The following is a 17,498-nucleotide window of genomic DNA, read 5'->3' as shown; positions in this document are numbered from 1 at the left end:
GTTCAGATGTGCAGGAGTGGAAGCGCGGGGCCGCGGTGGAACGCAGATCACGGCAGCCGTTGACGCAGGACCAGCGCGAGGATCAGCCCCGCCGTGGCGGACAGGACCCCCAGCACGAGCCAGGGGCGGCTGGCGTCGCCGCGGGTGGTCTCGAACCCGATCTGCTCCTCGAGGGTGTCGTAGACGTCGCGCAGTTCCTCCAGGCTCGAGGCCGTGAAGAAGCTGCCCCCGGAGAGATCCGCGATCTCCCGCAGTGACGGATCGTCGACGGGCACGGGGATGCGTTCGTCCTCGATCTCGACCTTGCCGTAGCTGGTGCCGAACGAGATCGTCGAGATGGGGACGTCCTTGTCCTTCGCCTGCCGGGCCGCGGTGAACCCGCCGCGCGGATCGTCCGGGTTCTCGGGCACCGTCTGCTTGCCGTCCGAGAGCAGCACGATGCGGGCGGGCGGCGCCTGATCACTGCCGCCGAGCACCGCGGCCAGCGTGTCGATCGACTGCAGCGACGTGAAGATCGCCTCACCGGTGGCGGTCCGCTCGCTCAGCTGCAGATTGTCGATCGCGACCTTCGACGCCTCCCGGTTGGTGGTCGGCGACACCAGCACCGAGGCCGTGCCGGCGAACGCGACGAGACCGAGGTTGATGCCGGGGGTGAGCCCGTCGGCGAACGACTTCGCGGCGTCCTGCGCGGCGGCCAGCCGGGTCGGTTCCACGTCGGTCGCCTTCATCGACAACGACACGTCGATGACGAGGATCACGGTCGCCCGGTTCCGTGGAACCCGCTTGTCCTCCGTCGGTCCGGCCAGCGCCACACTGAAGAACACCAGCGCCAGCACCATCAGCAGCGCCGGAATGTGCCGGGCCCGGCCAGGCCTCGACGGCGCGACCTTCTCGAGGAGCGCGAAGTTGGTGAACCGGAGGGTGTGCTTCTGCCGCTGACGCTGCACCCACACGTATCCCGCGACCAGTGCCACGACGATCAGGAGGAAGAGCAGCCACCACGGCGAGGTGAACTGGGAAAGGCTCACCGGCGGGACCTCTGGTTCGTCGCGGTCCCGTAACTGTGCTTCCGGGCGGACACGAACCGCACGACGTCCGAGATCCAGTCCCGGTCGGTCCGCAGACTGAGCAGCGGTGCGCCGCAACGCCGCAACGACTGCTCCACCTGCAGGCGGTGCTCGTCGGCGGCCCGCGCGAAGTCGGCGCGCAGTTGCGGTGTGGTCGTGAACTCGCGGGTCCGTCCGGACTCCGGATCGTGCAGCACTACATCCCCTATGTCGGGTAATTCCAGATCTCGCGGGTCGAGCACCTCGACACCGAGTACGTCGTGGCGGCCCGAGATCGCCCGCAGCGACCGCTCCCAGTCGATTGGTCCGAGGAAGTCACTGATGACGACGGCCAGACCGCGGCGACGCTGGGGTCGGCGCAACGACTCCACCGCACCCTGCAGGTCTCCCCGCACCCCGTCCGGGGCGTGCGGGGTGGTCGCGATCTGACGCAGCATCGCCTGCGCGTGGATGCGGCCTCCGCGGGCCGGGATCCGGGTGGTCTGGGCGCCGGTCGAGACGATCGCCCCGATCCGGTTCCCGCCGCCACTGGTCAGGTGCGTGACGGCGGCGGCAGCGGCCACCACGAGGTCCCGCTTCTCGCAGTCGGCGGTACCGAAGTCGAGGCTCGACGACAGATCGACGACGAGCCACGTCTCGAGTTCCCGGTCGGCCACCGACTGCCGGACGTGCGGGTGCGTCGTCCGGGCGGTCACCGACCAGTCCATCTGACGCACGTCGTCGCCCGGCTGGTACTCGCGCGCATCACCCGGTTCGGAGCCCGGTCCCGGGATCAGGCCCAGGTGGTCGCCGTGCAGCACGCCGTCGAGCCGGCGGCGGACGGTCAGTTCCAGCGTCCGCAGCGCCGCGGACAGTTTGGGATCACGGAGTTCGCCGGAGCGAAACGACGGCGGCGGGCCGGAGCTCTGCGCACCGGCGGTACGCGCACTCACCGTGGCTGGCTCATCGCCGTCGGTCCGGGCACCGACGTGGACGGGACCGGCGGTCCGTGGTGACCGGCGGGAGCGGCCGGGACCGTCGTCGGCTGTGCGGCGATCTGCGGCAGACCCACGGTCTGCAGCACGCGGGAGATGACGTCGTCCGGGCTGACCTCGTCGGCGAGAGCGTCATAGGACAGCACGAGACGGTGACGCAGCACGTCCGGGATCACCTCGAGCACGTCCTGCGGCACCACGTAGTCACGCCCACGCAGCAACGCCAGCGCCCGGGCCGAGGAGATGATGCCCAGCGTCGCGCGCGGAGACGCGCCGTACGCGATCCAGCCGTCGACCTCGGGGAGACCGAATTCGGCCGGCGTGCGTGTGGCCGCGATGACCCGGACCACGTAGTCGACGAGCGCATGGTGCACGAAGACACCGCTCGCGACCTTCTGCAGGCGGACGAGCTCCTCGGGATCGAGGACCTGGTGAGGTTCCGGCGCATCGACACCCATCCGGTAGACGATCTCGCGCTCCTCCTCCACCGTCGGGTAGTCGACGAGGATCTTGAACAGGAAGCGGTCGCGCTGCGCCTCCGGCAGCGGGTACACACCCTCGTTCTCGATCGGGTTCTGCGTCGCCATCACCAGGAACGGGTCGGGCATGTGGTACCGCTTGCCGCCGATCGAGACGTGCCGCTCGGCCATCACCTCGAGCAGCGCCGACTGCACCTTCGCCGGCGCGCGGTTGATCTCGTCGGCGAGCACGAAGTTCGCGACGACGGGACCGAGTTCGGTGTCGAACTCCTCGCGCCCCTGCCGGTAGATGCGCGTACCGATCAGGTCGGTGGGCACCAGGTCGGGGGTGAACTGGACACGCGAGAAGGATCCGCCGACCACCTTCGCGAACGTCTCGACGGCCAGGGTCTTCGCGACACCCGGCACACCCTCGAGCAGCACGTGCCCTTTCGCGAGCAGACCGACCAGGATCCGCTCCACGAGCCGGTCCTGCCCGACGATCACGCGCTTGACCTCGTAGATCGCGCGTTCCAGCGTCTGGACGTCGGCGGCGAGACTGGGCGCGACAGTCTTCGCCGTCGCGCTCTGCGTGCCCGTGTTCTGTGAGGGTGCATTCGGCGCGGTGACGTTCTGGGGACCCGATCCGTTGGCCGCACCCCCGTTCTTCACACCTTCGGGAGCGGCCTTCGCGGGCGACTCCTTCCGGGCTGCACCCTCCGATACCGCATCATCACGTGAGGTCACCAAGAATCCACCGCTTTCACCTAGATCGTTCCGCCCGTTCACGTACTTGCTCAACTATTCCAGGTGCAAGCAACCCCCGCCGCAACCAAGCACGATCCGCACTGCGGACTACTTCATCGACATCATGGATCACGACACCATACGGACAGCGTAAGGGGTCATGCCGTCCCATCGCACCGGGGAGATCTTGACGACGTCCCCCGACTCGGGGGCCTCGAGCATCTGGTCGTCTCCGAGATACAGGGCGACGTGCTGGCTGGCGTTCGGGCCCCAGAAGATCATGTCGCCGCGCTGCATCTCCTCCGAGGGAACCTGCTCGCCCGCGGTGTATTGATACCCGGTGTAGTGCGGCAGGGAGATGCCGATCCCGGCGAACGCGTAGATCATCAGACCGGAGCAGTCGAAACCGACCTTGTTGAAGTCGCCGTAACTGTCGGCGACACCGCCGTCACGGATGCCGAGGGTGGGGCCGTTCTCGTCGCCGCCGCCCCACGCGTACTCCACACCTATCTGGGACAGTCCCCGATCGATGACGGTCTCGATGGCCTCGCTGCCGGTCAGGTCCTCACCGCTGGTCGACGGCTTCGATTTGGGGGTGGACTTCGGCGTGGTCGTCCCGCCGTCGGCCGAGGAGTCGGAGTCCTCGTCTTCCGAGTCCTCCTCGATCGTGGTGTGCGCGCGCTGCCCCGCGGCGAGTTCCGCGGCGCGCTGTCGAGCCGCCTCGTTGGCGGCCACCCGCGCCGCGGCCTGCGTCGCGGCCTCCCGGGCCGCGGCGGCGATGGCAGCCTTCTGCGCGTCCTCGGCGCGTTTCTGGTCCTCCCACGTCGCGTATGCCTCACGCTGCCCCTGCAACCCCGCGACGTTCCCGCGGGCGGCGTCGAGCTGGGCCTGGGCGGCGGCGCGGTTGCTCTCGATCTGCGCCTTCTTGGCCGCCTGGTCCTGCAGCGCCGACCGAGCGATCGCGATCGCCTGCTCCGCCAGCGACCTCTTCGACGCGGCCTGATCGGCGGCCACGTCCGCCTGCTGCTTCGCCTCGCGGGCCGCGGAATCCTTGTTGGCCTGCGCGGTCCGTGCCCGCTGCAGACCCTCGAGCACTACATTCTGGCTGGTGGCCAGGAGTTTCAGAACCTGCGCCCGATCCAGGACGTCGCCGGGCCCCTGGGCGCCCAGGTAGGTCGAGATCGACGAGACGTTGGTGCCCTGCGTGTAGCTCGACCGGGCGTACTTGTCGAAGTCCTTCTGCGCGAGTTCGATCTGCGCGCCGGCGTCGCGCAGCGCCTGCTGTGAGGCCCCGACCACGCCGGCCGCCAGATCGGCGGCGCTGCGGGCGTTCTGCAGATCGACCAGGGCCCGGTTCACGTCCTCACGCTTGATGGCGACCTCGTTGTCGAGCTGAGCGAGTTGCTGATCCGCGGAGGCGACCTGGTTGATCAGTTCGCTGACCTGCCCGAGGCCCGCCGACACCTGGGTCTGGGCCTGCGCGATGTCGTTGTCGGACGGATTCGGCGGCGGGGGTGGCACCGCCGCGGCCAGGCCGGGCGTGCTGGTGATCAGGGCTCCGACGATGCCCAATCCGATCAGGAGTCGCGCCGTGCGAGTGCGCCCGCGGGAGAAGCTACGGTGCCCCACTCCAGCTCGTGCTTGTCGCTTCACAACTCTCTCCCTCGGTTCTGCACCGATCACGCACACCGCGCCGTGCTCGTCGTGGGGAGAAATTTGCGGCAGCCACACCTTCCCGCGCTTCGGCGACACCGATATACACCGGATCGCCGTCACTTTGGACGTCAATCACCAGCCTGCGACACTTCTTCCCCAAGAGCGCCAAATGCACCGTACGACACTTCCGGACTCTATGGAAACTTTAGTCACAAATAACACATGAGTAATTTGACCAGCGGAAATGTCGAACTGTGAATCGTCGGCGCTATTTACGCGCATCGACGCAGGCAGCGGCCACGCGTGGGCGAATCGTGAAATTGCCGCCGAGTTATCCCGGGAATTCGGGAGGAGTCAGGGCTTCGGCCGCTCGTACGACGTGCCGGCCCCCGAAGCGCTGTCGCGCTTTTCTGCCGTGTCGTCACGGGATACGGACGCCCGGCGCGATTTCGCGAAGAACGTGGCAGCCGACGCGATCACGACGATCGCGACGATGACGGCCGTGAACAAGGCCCACGGCGGTCCCGGCTCGATCACCTCGTCGACGAAGTGATTCGCGGAGACCACCGCATCGCCGGTGTAGGTGCGGTCCTGACCCGATTCGAGCAGGACCCGGCTGATCGAATCGCTGTACGTGCCGACCCAGCTGGGACTCAGCACCAGAACGGTGCCACCCTCTTCCGCCCCGACCTCGGTCGCGAGGTCGCGCAGCTGCGAATCGCGGCCGGGATCCTCGTCCAGCACCACGATGCTCAGCTTGATCCCGTGCTCGGCCGCGCGGTCGACCACGGCGGCGAGTTCACTCGCCTCGTCGGACGGCGCCGACACGCCGTCGTCGGACACGTCCGCGACCACGTCGGAGACGTCGATGTCTTCCGGAAGGTCCGTCGACAACGGGAGGGCCGAATGGACGGGGAGCGTGACACTGGCAGGAAGTGCGGTGGCGATAGGGGCAGGCATCTCTCATCCGGGTTTGCTGTAGGAACGTAAAGCCTCGCGTGAACACTACGTGAGGAGTCCCCGAAGTTCCGTTCCGTCCGCGCGCGTCCCGCGTCGGGATCGAGGAGAATCGCCGAGGGGTACACGCTCGATTCCCCCCGAATTCTCACAGGACAAGCGTACTGTTAGACTATCGGAGGTACCGCGGTATGGGCCGATTCCGTCATCGCTAGCACGACAGCGCACACGGATCAGTCGTGCCCGCAGTGCCTGCAGCCGTCGACACAGCCCCGTCGGCGGCGACCCTCATAGACGAGTGGAGCTGACGTGAGCACGAGTATTGATTCGTTCGGCGCCAAAGGCACCCTCGAGGTCGGTGAGAACTCCTACGAGATCTTCCGCCTCTCGGCCGTGCCCGGCACCGAAAAATTGCCCTATGCACTGAAGGTTCTCGCCGAGAACCTGCTTCGCACCGAGGACGGCGCGAACATCACCGCCGACCACATTCGCGCCATCGCGAGCTGGGATCCCTCGGCCGACCCGAACGTCGAGATCCAGTTCACGCCTGCCCGCGTGATCATGCAGGACTTCACCGGCGTCCCCTGCATCGTGGACCTCGCCACCATGCGTGAAGCGGTCACCGCACTCGGCGGCGACCCGAACAAGGTGAACCCCCTCGCACCCGCCGAAATGGTCATCGACCACTCGGTCATCATCGACGTCGCCGGCCGCGCCGACGCCTTCGAGCGCAACGTCGAGATCGAGTACTCCCGCAACGGTGAGCGCTACCAGTTCCTCCGCTGGGGCCAGGGCGCGTTCGACGACTTCAAGGTCGTCCCCCCGGGCACCGGCATCGTCCACCAGGTCAACATCGAGCACCTGGCCCGGACGATCATGGTCCGTAACGGCCAGGCGTACCCCGACACCTGCGTCGGCACCGACTCGCACACCACCATGGTCAACGGCCTGGGCGTGCTGGGCTGGGGCGTCGGCGGCATCGAGGCCGAGGCCGCCATGCTCGGCCAGCCCGTCTCCATGCTGATCCCGCGCGTCGTCGGTTTCAAGCTGACCGGTGAGATCAAGCCCGGCGTCACCGCCACCGACGTGGTCCTCACCGTCACCGACATGCTGCGCAAGCACGGCGTCGTCGGTAAGTTCGTCGAGTTCTACGGCAAGGGTGTCGCCGAGGTTCCGCTGGCCAACCGCGCGACGCTCGGCAACATGAGCCCCGAGTTCGGTTCCACCGCCGCGATCTTCCCGATCGACGCCGAGACCGTCAGCTACCTTCGCCTGACCGGCCGCTCCGAGGAGCAGCTCGCACTCGTCGAGGCGTACGCGAAGGAACAGGGCCTCTGGCACGACGCCGACCACGAGCCCGAGTACTCCGAGTACCTCGAACTCGACCTCGGTGACGTGGTTCCGTCCATCGCAGGCCCGAAGCGCCCGCAGGACCGAATCCTGTTGTCGGACTCGAAGAACGCGTTCCGCAAGGACATCCACAACTACGTGGAGGAGCACCACCCCGCGGGTCACTCGCAGCTCGACGAGGCCGTCGAGGAGTCGTTCCCCGCGAGCGATCCCGCCGCCCTGTCGTTCGCCGACGACGGCGCAGTCGACGTGCAGTCGGCCGCCAACGGATCCGAGGGCCGCCCGACCAAGCCGGTCAAGGTTCTGTCCGAGGACAAGGGCGAGTTCATCCTCGACCACGGTGCCGTCGTGATCGCGTCGATCACCTCCTGCACCAACACGTCCAACCCGTCGGTCATGCTCGGCGCCGCCCTGCTCGCCCGCAACGCCGTCGAGAAGGGCCTGTCCGCCAAGCCGTGGGTCAAGACCTCCATGGCACCCGGTTCGCAGGTCGTCACCGACTACTACAACAAGTCCGGCCTCTGGCCGTACCTGGAGAAGCTCGGCTTCTACCTCGTCGGCTACGGCTGCGCCACCTGCATCGGCAACTCCGGCCCGCTGGACGAGCAGATCTCGCAGGCCATCCAGGACAACGACCTCACCGCCACCGCGGTGCTGTCGGGTAACCGCAACTTCGAGGGACGCATCTCCCCCGACGTGAAGATGAACTACCTGGCCTCCCCGCCGCTGGTCATCGCGTACGCCCTCGCAGGCACGATGGACTTCGACTTCGAGCACGACGCCCTCGGCACCGACGCCGACGGCAACGACGTGTTCCTGAAGGACATCTGGCCCTCTCCCCAGGAGATCCAGGAGACCATCAACTCCTCGATCAGCCAGGAGATGTACGTCAAGGGCTACGCCGACGTCTTCAAGGGCGACGAGCGCTGGCGCGGACTGCCCACCCCGGAGGGCAAGACCTTCGAGTGGGACGCCAACTCCACCTACGTGCGGAAGCCACCCTACTTCGACGGCATGCCGAAGGAGCCGACCCCGGTCAGCGACATCAAGGGCGCCCGCGTCCTCGCGCTGCTCGGCGACTCGGTCACCACGGACCACATCTCCCCGGCCGGCAACATCAAGGCTGGCACGCCCGCGTCGCAGTACCTGGACGCGAACGGCATCGACCGCAAGGACTACAACTCCTACGGCTCGCGTCGCGGTAACCACGAGGTGATGATCCGCGGCACGTTCGCGAACATCCGTCTGCGCAACCAGCTCCTCGACGACGTCTCCGGCGGCTACACCCGTGACTTCACCCAGGACGGCGGACCGCAGGCGTTCATCTACGACGCGTCGCAGAACTACCAGAAGGCCGGCATCCCGCTGGTCGTGCTGGGCGGCAAGGAGTACGGCTCCGGATCGTCCCGTGACTGGGCCGCCAAGGGCACCAGCCTCCTCGGCGTCAAGGCCGTCATCACCGAGTCGTTCGAGCGCATCCACCGCTCCAACCTCATCGGCATGGGCGTCGTGCCGCTGCAGTTCCCGGCCGGCGAGTCCGCTGCGTCGCTGAAGCTGGACGGCACCGAGGTCTTCGACATCGAAGGCGTCGAGAAGCTCAACGAGGGTGTCACGCCGAAGACCGTCAAGGTCACGGCAACCCGCGAGAACGGTGAGAAGATCGTCTTCGACGCGGTCGTGCGCATCGACACGCCCGGCGAGGCCGACTACTACCGCAACGGCGGCATCCTGCAGTACGTGCTCCGCAACATGATCAAGGGCTAGGCGCTACCGCGCCTGTGCGAGCTTTCGGCCCACAGACGCTACGCACCTGTGAGTGTTTTCGGCCATGACAGGCACGAAGCGCGCACGACCAGTTTCAGGGGAGCTTCGCCGCTGTCCCGATCGAGGTGGTCGTGCGCGCTTCGCGCTTTCGGTGGCCCTCACATGTCGAGGGCCGAAAAACACTCACAGGCCGACGAAGGAGGCACTTTGCCCAAGGTCAGTGAAGACCATCTCGCGGCACGGCGCAGTCAGATCCTCAGCGGCGCCCGCCGTTGCTTTGCCGAATACGGCTACGACGGCGCCACCGTCCGCCGGCTCGAAGAAGTGACCGGACTGTCACGTGGGGCGATCTTCCATCACTTCAAGGACAAGGACGGCTTGTTCCTGGCGCTCGCCCACGAGGACGCGACCAGGATGGCCGACGTGGTCGCACACGAGGGCCTCGTCCAGGTGATGCGGGACATGCTCGCCCAGCCCGAACAGTTCGACTGGCTGGGAACCCGGCTCGAAATCGCCCGACGGCTGCGGAACGATCCCGACTTCCGCAGAAGCTGGTCACAACGGTCGGCGGAACTCACCGAGGCGACCATGGCGCGTCTCGCGCGGCAGAAGTCCGCGGGCCGCCTCCGCGACGACGTCCCGACCGACGTGCTGATCGGCTACCTGGACCTGGTTCTGGACGGCCTCGTCGCACGCATCGCCTCCGGGCACGCCGGCGACAACCTGTCGGCCGTCCTCGACCTCGTCGAGGAATCCGTCCGACGCCGCGACTGACACCGCACTCCCCCACCGACACCGGTCAGGTCTTGCGACGGTGAGCTCCGCCTCGTCCGCGGAGCTCCACCTCGGATTCCGCGAGGATGTTGCGGACGAATCCGTACGATCTCCCCATTTCCCGGGCAAGGGAACGGATACTCGCACCGGCCTGGTAGCGCTCCTTCAGCTCCGCCTGCAGATCGGCGCGCGACGGTCCCGTGATCCGAGCGCTCTTGGCGAAGACCCCGATGTCAGCCATGAACTCCTCCAGTCGGCGAGCGACGGTGGTTTCCACGGTAGAGCCCCGTGACGGCGATATCTACGCGCAGTACTCAGGCGAGCTGGATCAGTTCCAGGTAGTCCTGCGACCAGTGGTCCTCCGTGCCGTCGGGCAGGAGAATGACCCGTTCCGGGTCGAGGGCCTCGGCCGCGCCCGGGTCGTGCGTCACCAGCACCACGGCACCGGTGTAGCTGCGGAGCGCATCGAGCACCTGCTCGCGGGAGACGGGATCGAGGTTGTTCGTCGGCTCGTCGAGCAGCAGGACGTTCGCCGCTGACGACACGAGACCCGCCAGCGCGAGGCGCGTCTTCTCACCACCGGACAACGTGCCTGCGGGCTGCTCGAGCTGCGGGCCGGTGAACATGAACGCACCGAGCAGCGAACGCAGCTCCTGCTCCCCCGTGTCCGGCGCCGCGTGACGAATGTTCTCCCACACCGACGCGTTGTCGTCGAGGGTGTCGTGCTCCTGCGCGAAATAGCCGATCTTCAGCCCGTGACCGGGGACGAGCCCGCCTGCGTCCGGCGTCTCGACACCGCCGAGAATGCGCAGCAGCGTCGTCTTACCGGCACCGTTGAGACCGAGCACCACGACCCGTGACCCACGGTCGATCGCCAGATCCACTCCGGTGAAGATCTCGAGCGAACCGTAAACCTTGGTCAGGTTCTCCGCCATCAGCGGAGTCTTGCCACACGCGGCAGGCTCGGGGAACCGGATCCGGGCCACCTTGTCGGACACTCGTTCCGCGTCCAGGTCCGACATCAGCTTGTCGGCGCGCTTCGCCATGTTCTGTGCCGCCACCGCCTTGGTGGCCTTCGCGCCGAGCTTCGCGGCCTGCGTGCGCAGAGCTCCGGCCTTCTTCTCCGCATTGGCGCGCTCACGGCGGCGACGCTGCTCGTCGGTCGCGCGGGCGTCGAGGTACTTCTTCCAGCTCATGTTGTACACGTCGGCCTCGCCGCGCACGGCGTCGAGGAACCACACCCGGTTCACGACGTCGTTGAGCAGATCGACGTCGTGGCTGATCACGATCAGACCACCCTCGTGGTTCTGCAGGAATCCCCGCAGCCAGGTGATCGAGTCGGCGTCGAGGTGGTTGGTCGGCTCGTCGAGCAGAAGGGTCGTGTCCGACCGTCCGCCGCTACCGTCCGACGCCGCGAAGAGGATGCGCGCCAGTTCGACACGGCGACGCTGACCACCCGACAGGGTGTGCAGCTGCTGACCGAGGATGCGGTCTGCCAGTCCGAGGCTGTTGCAGATGCGCGCCGCTTCGCTCTCGGCCTCGTACCCGCCGAGTGCGGAGAAGCGGTCCTCGAGATTGCCGTACTTGCGCACGGCCTTGTCGCGCTCGGCGTCGTCGACGACTTCCGACATCAGGATCTGCTGCTTCTCCATGTCCCGCAGCAGCGAGTCGAGTCCGCGCGCGGACAACACTCGGTCCTTCGCGAGGACGTCGAGGTCGCCTTCCTTCGGGTCCTGCGGGAGGTACCCGAGATCGCCGGTGCGCACCACGGCACCGGCGTACGCCTCCCCCTCCCCCGCGAGGATGCGGAGGGTCGTCGTCTTGCCGGCACCGTTACGGCCGACCAGCCCGATGCGGTCGCCGGGCTGTACCCGCAAAGCCGGTCCGGGCGCGGACAGCAACGTCCGCACTCCAGCTCGAACTTCCAGGTCGGTAGCGGTGATCAACAAGACTCCTAGGAAAATGACGCTCGCGTTGAATGAGAAAAACTGCGCAAAGAACACACGAACCAGCAATTTTACCCGACCGTCGGCGACTCGGAACACGCCTGCCGGTGATCCCGCTAACGTTCGCCGCCGTATCCGACCCGCAGGAAGCTCTCCGGCCCCTGTGCAGGTGCTTGATGGAAGGTGAGTTGCGTGGTGGTGAGATGCGCAATTGTGGCGAGCCCGTCGGATGGACGACTGATCGCCACGGTGATTATTCGGGAAACTATGGTGTTCCGTCACTGCCCGACTCAGTACCTTGCTGACAACCTGGTGGACTTGGAAGCCCAGCCGACACCCTTCGCGGCATCGCAGGCGCATCGGGTTCCCCCACCCCACGCAACTGCGCCCCGTTCGGCGCGCACGCTCCCCCGCAGCCGGCCGAGCCGGCCGCGGCGCCCCGCTCCCCTTGGTCCGGGACTGCCGTGGTGGGTAATCGAGATCGGGACCAGTGATGGTGGAGTCACCACTACCCCGGGACAGCCAGGACCGTACCTCGACAGATTCGGTAAACCTCACAGTTCCGTCCGGGTCCGAGTCTGGAACTGGGTCTCGTTCCAGATGAGCACTCGGCCGCCGTGACAGGCTGGCGATGTGACAATTCCCCCCCGTCCAGCGATCTGGGACGTCGCGATCGTCGGCCTCGGGCCTGCCGGCCGCGCCCTCGCCCACCGGGCCACGGCTCTCGGTTCGACAGTCGTCTCGGTCGACCCGCTCCCCCGCAGATCGTGGACCGCGACGTACGCGGCCTGGGAAGACGAGCTCCCCGACTGGCTCCCTCGGGACGCCGTCGTGACGAGAACTCGTCGCCCGACAGCCTGGACGACACGTCGCCACACCATCGACCGCACATATTGTGTTTTGAATACATCGTCACTGCAATCAATACTCGGCAGCGAATGCGGAACCGTTCTCGCAGGTAGAGCCGTAGACCTCTCCCCCACTTCCGTCCAACTGGACGACGGCTCGACGCTGAAGGCGCACGTCGTCGTCGATGCCCGCGGCACCGGCGACAGCCCCGACCTCGCCCAGCAGACGGCATACGGCGTCGTGGTGGACCCCGACACGGCCGCACATGCGCTCGCCGGCGAGGCCGCGGTGTTCATGGACTGGCGCCGCGACAACGGCACATCCCCCTCGGACACTCCGTCGTTCCTCTACGGGGTCCCGCTCGCGCAGGACCGGTTCCTGCTCGAAGAGACCTGCCTGGTCGGTCGCCCCCCACTCCCGATCTCGGAACTCGCCACCCGACTCCACGACCGACTCCGACAGCGGGGCGTCACCGTGCCGTCCCATTCGGACGTCGAGAGGGTCAGATTCGCCGTCGAGCCACCACCCGAGGCCGGTCGTGCCCACAGCTCGGATCAGGTGCGTTTCGGAGCCCGCGCCGGATTGATGCACCCCGGAACGGGCTACAGCGTCGCGGCGTCGCTCCTGTGCGCAGATGTTCTGGCCCGCGATCTTCGTGACGGTTCGAACGCCCGACTGTGGCCGTGGAAGGCCCGCACCGTCGCGTCGCTGCGATCGGTCGGCCTACGCGTCCTCCTGAATCTGGATTCCGAACACGTCCCCGAATTCTTCGAGCATTTCTTCGATCTGCCGCCACAACTCCAGGCGGCATATCTCTCCGAGCGGTCGAATCCGCGCGGAACCCTGTCCGCAATGGGGCGGATGTTTCGGGCATCCTCCGCCGATATCCGCAGTGTGATTCTCCGTTCGACGCTTCGCCGGGAAGTTCGATGAACTGTCGCGCGAACGCGAAAAGGAGACCATCATGGAACGCATGCGGTCGATATGGAAGGGCTCGATAGCGTTCGGACTCGTGAATGTGCCGGTCAAGGTCTATTCGGCAACCGAGGATCACGACATCAGGTTTCACCAGGTCCATGCCAAGGACGGCGGCCGGATCAAATACAACCGCGTCTGCTCCGAATGCGGCAACGTCGTCCAATACGCCGATATCGACAAGGCCTACGACTCCGACGACGGCGTGCGCGTGGTGTTGACGGACGATGACTTCGGGAAACTGCCCGCCGCCGAGAAACACGAGATTCCCGTTCTGCAGTTCGTCCCGACCGAACAGATCGACCCCATTCTGTTCGAGAAGAGTTACTTCCTCGAACCGGATTCCAGCTCTCCGAAGGCCTATGTCCTACTCGCGACAGCCCTCGAGAACAGCGACCGAACAGCCCTCGTCCACTTCACCCTCCGACAGCGCACCCGACTGGCCGCGATGCGTTCACGGGACGGGGTGCTGGTGATCCAGACGCTGCTGTGGCCGGATGAGGTACGGGCCGCGGAATTCTCCTCACTCGATGGCGTCGACAAGCCGAAGGCGAAGGAACTCGCGATGGCCGAGACACTCGTCGACAGTATGGCCGACGACTTCGACCCCACCGAATTCACCGACGACTACCAGGTGCAGTTGCGTGAACTGCTCGACGAGATGATCGAATCCGGCGGCAAGAAGGTCATCCCCGTCGCCGAGGTCGAGAAGAGCGGCGAGGACGCCGAAGTGGTGGATCTCGTGGCCGCACTGCAGCGCAGCGTAGACGCCGCCGGGAAGAAGGCCGCACCCGCCAAGAAGAAGCCGGCGAAGAAGGCTCCGGCCAAGACCGCCGCGAAGAAGGCCACCTCCAAGTCGTCCACCTCGGAACGCAAACGCGCCTGAACCGACACGGAGGGGCTCGGCGAGATGGTTCTCGCCGAGCCCCTCCGTGTCACCAGTGGTGGTGGTCAGACCGTGAAACCGAGCGCGCGCAACTGCTCGCGGCCGTCCTCGGTGATCTTGTCGGGGCCCCACGGCGGGAGCCACACCCAGTTGATCTTCAGTTCGTTGCACAGACCGCTGCGCACGAGCGCACCCCGCGACTGGTCCTCGATGACATCGGTCAGCGGGCAGGCCGCCGACGTGAGCGTCATGTCGAGGGTCACGACGTCCTCTTCCTCGGTGATCCCGTACACGAGACCGAGGTCTACGACGTTGATGCCGAGTTCGGGGTCGACGACGTCACGCATCGCCTCCTCGAGTTCCTCGAGGCGTTTCGGGTCGGTAATCGCACTCGACGATGCAGTAGCGGTCTCGCCGCCCTGGTCGGCCGGCGCCTGCTCCGGTACGGCCGTGGCGTCCGCCTCCGGCGTCTGCGTCTCGCTCATGATGCCTGTCCTCCGATTCGAGCTGGTTCGCCGTCTGCTGTCGGAACGGCCGAATCCCGTACGTCCACGACCCGGTCGTCCACTATCTGAACAACCGCGTCCTTGAATGCCATCCATCCCAGCAACGCGCATTTCACGCGGGCCGGGTATTTCGAGACGCCGACGAAGGCGATGCCGTCCCCGAGGACGTCCTCGTCCCCCTCGACGGTACCGCGGCTGCTCACCATCTCGTTGAATGCGGCAACCGTCTGCAGTGCCTTCTCGACCGGCATCCCCACCACCTGATCGGTGAGCACCGACGTCGACGCCTGGCTGATGGAGCAGCCCTGGCCGTCGTACGACACATCCACCACGGTGCCGTCGTCGGCGAGCTGCACGCGCAGCGTCACTTCGTCACCGCACGTGGGATTGACGTGGTGGACTTCGGCGCCGAACGGTTCGCGCAGGCCGCGGCCGTGAGGATGCTTGTAGTGGTCCAGGATCACTTCCTGGTACATCTGTTCCATTCTCATGCAGGAACCTCCCCGAAGAACTCCTGTGCGCGCCGCACCGCTGCCGCGAGAGCGTCGACCTCGTCGACCGTGTTGTACAGCGCGAACGACGCCCTCGCCGTGGCCGCGACACCGAAACGACGGTGCAGGGGCCAGGCGCAGTGGTGGCCGACGCGGATGGCGACCCCCTCGTCGTCGAGGATCTGACCGAGATCGTGGGCGTGGATTCCGTCGACCACGAACGACACGGCACCGCCGCGGTCCTCGGCGGTCGTCGGTCCGATGATGCGCACGCCGTCGATGGCACCGAGCGCTGTCAGTGCGGCCTCGACCAGGGTGTGCTCGTGCGCCGCCACCGCGTCCATCCCGATCTCCTCGAGATACCGGACCGCGGCACCGAGCCCGACCACCTGCGATGTCATCGGAACGCCCGCCTCGAACCGCTGCGGCGGCGGCGCGTAGGTGGTGCGTTCCATCGTGACGGTCTCGATCATCGATCCACCCGTGATGAACGGAGGCATCGCGTTCAGCAGTTCCCGGCGCCCGTACAGGACACCCACGCCGGACGGGCCGAGCATCTTGTGCCCCGAGAAGGCCGCGTAGTCCACACCGAGTGCGTGGAAGTCCACCGCCATGTGCGGTACGGACTGGCATGCGTCGAGCACCACCAGCGCGCCGACCGCGCGGGCGCGACGCACCAACTCCTCGACGGGTGCCACCGCTCCGGTCACGTTGGACTGGTGGGTGAACGCCACGACCTTGACGGCGTCGGTCAGCTCGAGCGAATCGAGGTCGATCCGGCCCTCGTCGGTGACGCCGTACCAGCGCAACGTGGCACCCGTGCTGCGCGCGAGTTCCTGCCACGGCACGAGATTGGCGTGATGCTCGAGTTCGGTGATGACGATCTCGTCACCGGGGCCGAGGTGCCGCTCGAAGCGATCGTCGCCGAGGACGTGGGTGACGAGGTTCAGGGACTCGGTCGCGTTCTTGGTGAACACGAGTTCGTCGCTGTCGGCACCGACGAACGCGGCGATCGTCGCACGCGCGTTCTCGTACGCGTCCGTGGCCTCTTCGGCAAGCTGGTGAGCGCCTCGATGCACGGCCGCGTTACAGGTGGTGAGGAACTCCCTCTCGGCGTCGAGCACCTGGTTCGGGCGCTGCGACGTCGCGCCCGAATCGAGGTACACCAGCGGTTTTCCGTCGCGGACCGTACGCGCCAGGATCGGGAAGTCCTCCCGGATCCGGGTGACGTCGAATACGCGCACCGAGGTGGTCATCTGCGTTTATGCTCCTTGCGTTGCTGCAGCCTGAGTGAAGCGCTCGTAGCCGTTCGCCTCGAGTTCGTCGGCCAGTTCCGGTCCGCCCGACTCGACCACACGACCGCCGACGAACACGTGGACGTATTCCGGCTTGATGTACCGGAGGATGCGCGTGTAGTGCGTGATCAGCAGGATTCCGCCGTGCTCGCGTTCCTTGTACTTGTTCACGCCCTCGGAGACGACGCGCAGGGCGTCGACGTCGAGACCGGAGTCGGTCTCGTCGAGGATCGCGATCTTCGGCTTCAGGAGACCGAGCTGCAGGATCTCGTGGCGCTTCTTCTCACCGCCGGAGAAACCTTCGTTGACACTGCGCTCGCCGAAGGAGGGGTCGATGTCCAGCTCGGTCAGCGCTTCCTTGACTTCCTTCACCCAGTGGCGAAGCTTCGGGGCCTCGCCACGGACTGCGGTGGCCGCGGTGCGCAGGAAGTTGGACATGGAGACGCCGGGAACCTCGACGGGGTACTGCATCGCCAGGAACAGTCCCGCGCGGGCACGCTCGTCGACGCTCATCTCGAGGACGTCCTCACCGTTGAGGGTGATGGATCCCGAGGTGATCTGGTACTTGGGGTGACCCGCGATGGCGTACGACAGCGTCGACTTGCCGGACCCGTTGGGTCCCATGATCGCGTGGGTCTCGCCGGAACGAACCGTCAGGTTCACACCCTTGAGGATGTTGATCGGTTCGGCGTTCTCGTCGGTGTTCGCGACGTCGACGTGCAGGTCCTTGATTTCCAGGACCGAGGTTTCGGGGGTGGAAGCGTCAGGGGTAGACATTGTGATCCTTCGAAGAAATGGGAAGT

The 17,498-nt window shown here is 66.6% G+C and carries 15 protein-coding genes; 4 read left to right on the top strand and 11 right to left on the bottom strand.

Annotated features, from left to right (window positions below; genetic code table 11):
• Positions 1 to 47: 47 nt before the first annotated feature.
• The 5 genes from HGB39_RS16550 to HGB39_RS16530 form a co-directional block, all read right to left on the bottom strand.
• A complete protein-coding gene (locus HGB39_RS16550; protein ID WP_005255039.1) occupies positions 48 to 1,028 on the bottom strand; it encodes a VWA domain-containing protein in 981 nt (326 codons plus the stop codon).
• The gene (locus tag HGB39_RS16545) at positions 1,025 to 1,999 is read right to left on the bottom strand and encodes a DUF58 domain-containing protein (protein WP_054248890.1); all 975 of its coding nucleotides are present in this window, start codon (positions 1,997 to 1,999) and stop codon (positions 1,025 to 1,027) included. The genes HGB39_RS16550 and HGB39_RS16545 overlap by 4 nt, the downstream gene beginning before the upstream one ends.
• Positions 1,996 to 3,171: an AAA family ATPase gene (locus HGB39_RS16540; RefSeq protein WP_005565743.1), complete on the bottom strand. Its 1,176-nt coding sequence runs from the start codon at positions 3,169 to 3,171 to the stop codon at positions 1,996 to 1,998. The genes HGB39_RS16545 and HGB39_RS16540 overlap by 4 nt, the downstream gene beginning before the upstream one ends.
• 204 nt (positions 3,172 to 3,375) lie before the next feature.
• Positions 3,376 to 4,875 (bottom strand): NlpC/P60 family protein, encoded by a 1,500-nt coding sequence (locus HGB39_RS16535; RefSeq protein WP_211281171.1) that lies wholly within the window; start codon positions 4,873 to 4,875, stop codon positions 3,376 to 3,378.
• 381 nt (positions 4,876 to 5,256) lie between these two features.
• On the bottom strand, positions 5,257 to 5,862 hold the full coding sequence (locus HGB39_RS16530) for an Rv1476 family membrane protein (RefSeq protein ID WP_005565745.1): 606 nt from the start codon (positions 5,860 to 5,862) through the stop codon (positions 5,257 to 5,259).
• Positions 5,863 to 6,168: 306 nt separating this feature from the next.
• Between HGB39_RS16530 and acnA the strand changes: the two genes are divergently transcribed.
• The gene (gene acnA / locus HGB39_RS16525) at positions 6,169 to 8,973 is read left to right on the top strand and encodes an aconitate hydratase AcnA (protein WP_005565746.1); all 2,805 of its coding nucleotides are present in this window, start codon (positions 6,169 to 6,171) and stop codon (positions 8,971 to 8,973) included.
• Between the two features lie 207 nt (positions 8,974 to 9,180).
• On the top strand, positions 9,181 to 9,747 hold the full coding sequence (locus HGB39_RS16520) for a TetR/AcrR family transcriptional regulator (protein WP_005241827.1): 567 nt from the start codon (positions 9,181 to 9,183) through the stop codon (positions 9,745 to 9,747).
• A 25-nt stretch (positions 9,748 to 9,772) separates the two neighbouring features.
• Here HGB39_RS16520 and HGB39_RS16515 read toward each other — a convergent pair whose 3' ends face one another.
• Together HGB39_RS16515 and HGB39_RS16510 are read right to left on the bottom strand one after the other, a co-directional pair.
• The gene (locus HGB39_RS16515) at positions 9,773 to 9,988 is read right to left on the bottom strand and encodes a helix-turn-helix domain-containing protein (RefSeq protein WP_005255033.1); all 216 of its coding nucleotides are present in this window, start codon (positions 9,986 to 9,988) and stop codon (positions 9,773 to 9,775) included.
• A gap of 73 nt (positions 9,989 to 10,061) precedes the next feature.
• Positions 10,062 to 11,693 (bottom strand): ABC-F family ATP-binding cassette domain-containing protein, encoded by a 1,632-nt coding sequence (locus tag HGB39_RS16510; RefSeq protein WP_005565747.1) that lies wholly within the window; start codon positions 11,691 to 11,693, stop codon positions 10,062 to 10,064.
• 633 nt (positions 11,694 to 12,326) lie between these two features.
• Between HGB39_RS16510 and HGB39_RS16505 the strand changes: the two genes are divergently transcribed.
• Together HGB39_RS16505 and ku are read left to right on the top strand one after the other, a co-directional pair.
• A complete protein-coding gene (locus HGB39_RS16505) occupies positions 12,327 to 13,475 on the top strand; it encodes a lycopene cyclase family protein (protein ID WP_005565748.1) in 1,149 nt (382 codons plus the stop codon).
• 40 nt (positions 13,476 to 13,515) lie between these two features.
• The gene (ku, locus tag HGB39_RS16500) at positions 13,516 to 14,403 is read left to right on the top strand and encodes a non-homologous end joining protein Ku (protein WP_443706314.1); all 888 of its coding nucleotides are present in this window, start codon (positions 13,516 to 13,518) and stop codon (positions 14,401 to 14,403) included.
• Between the two features lie 65 nt (positions 14,404 to 14,468).
• Here the strand turns inward: ku and HGB39_RS16495 are convergent, their stop codons facing one another.
• Genes HGB39_RS16495 through sufC form a run of 4 tightly spaced genes read right to left on the bottom strand, consistent with a single transcriptional unit; the run spans position 14,469 to position 17,472 of the window.
• Positions 14,469 to 14,888, bottom strand: coding sequence for a metal-sulfur cluster assembly factor (locus HGB39_RS16495; RefSeq protein WP_005565751.1), 420 nt, complete (start codon positions 14,886 to 14,888; stop codon positions 14,469 to 14,471).
• The gene (sufU, locus tag HGB39_RS16490; RefSeq protein ID WP_043789308.1) at positions 14,885 to 15,400 is read right to left on the bottom strand and encodes a Fe-S cluster assembly sulfur transfer protein SufU; all 516 of its coding nucleotides are present in this window, start codon (positions 15,398 to 15,400) and stop codon (positions 14,885 to 14,887) included. Before sufU ends, HGB39_RS16495 begins: the two co-directional genes overlap by 4 nt.
• A complete protein-coding gene (locus HGB39_RS16485) occupies positions 15,397 to 16,656 on the bottom strand; it encodes a cysteine desulfurase (protein ID WP_005565753.1) in 1,260 nt (419 codons plus the stop codon). The genes sufU and HGB39_RS16485 overlap by 4 nt, the downstream gene beginning before the upstream one ends.
• 6 nt (positions 16,657 to 16,662) lie before the next feature.
• Positions 16,663 to 17,472 carry a Fe-S cluster assembly ATPase SufC gene (gene sufC, locus HGB39_RS16480; RefSeq protein ID WP_005255023.1) on the bottom strand — a complete coding sequence of 270 codons (810 nt, stop codon included), beginning with the start codon at positions 17,470 to 17,472 and terminating at the stop codon, positions 16,663 to 16,665.
• Positions 17,473 to 17,498: the final 26 nt, after the last annotated feature.

Source organism: Rhodococcus opacus, from assembly GCF_012396235.1.
Classification (GTDB): domain Bacteria; phylum Actinomycetota; class Actinomycetes; order Mycobacteriales; family Mycobacteriaceae; genus Rhodococcus_F; species Rhodococcus_F opacus.
This window is presented reverse-complemented; position numbering and strand designations above follow the sequence as displayed.

What these genes read in the sequence shown, in the direction of transcription:
- HGB39_RS16530 (WP_005565745.1), bottom strand. Translation starts at nt 5,862, where the DNA reads ATGCCTGCCCCTATCGCCACCGCACTTCCTGCCAGTGTCACGCTCCCC.
- sufC (WP_005255023.1), bottom strand. Translation starts at nt 17,472, where the DNA reads ATGTCTACCCCTGACGCTTCCACCCCCGAAACCTCGGTCCTGGAAATC.
- ku (WP_443706314.1), top strand. Translation starts at nt 13,516, where the DNA reads ATGCGGTCGATATGGAAGGGCTCGATAGCGTTCGGACTCGTGAATGTG.
- HGB39_RS16515 (WP_005255033.1), bottom strand. Translation starts at nt 9,988, where the DNA reads ATGGCTGACATCGGGGTCTTCGCCAAGAGCGCTCGGATCACGGGACCG.
- HGB39_RS16495 (WP_005565751.1), bottom strand. Translation starts at nt 14,888, where the DNA reads ATGAGCGAGACGCAGACGCCGGAGGCGGACGCCACGGCCGTACCGGAG.
- HGB39_RS16485 (WP_005565753.1), bottom strand. Translation starts at nt 16,656, where the DNA reads ATGACCACCTCGGTGCGCGTATTCGACGTCACCCGGATCCGGGAGGAC.
- sufU (WP_043789308.1), bottom strand. Translation starts at nt 15,400, where the DNA reads ATGAGAATGGAACAGATGTACCAGGAAGTGATCCTGGACCACTACAAG.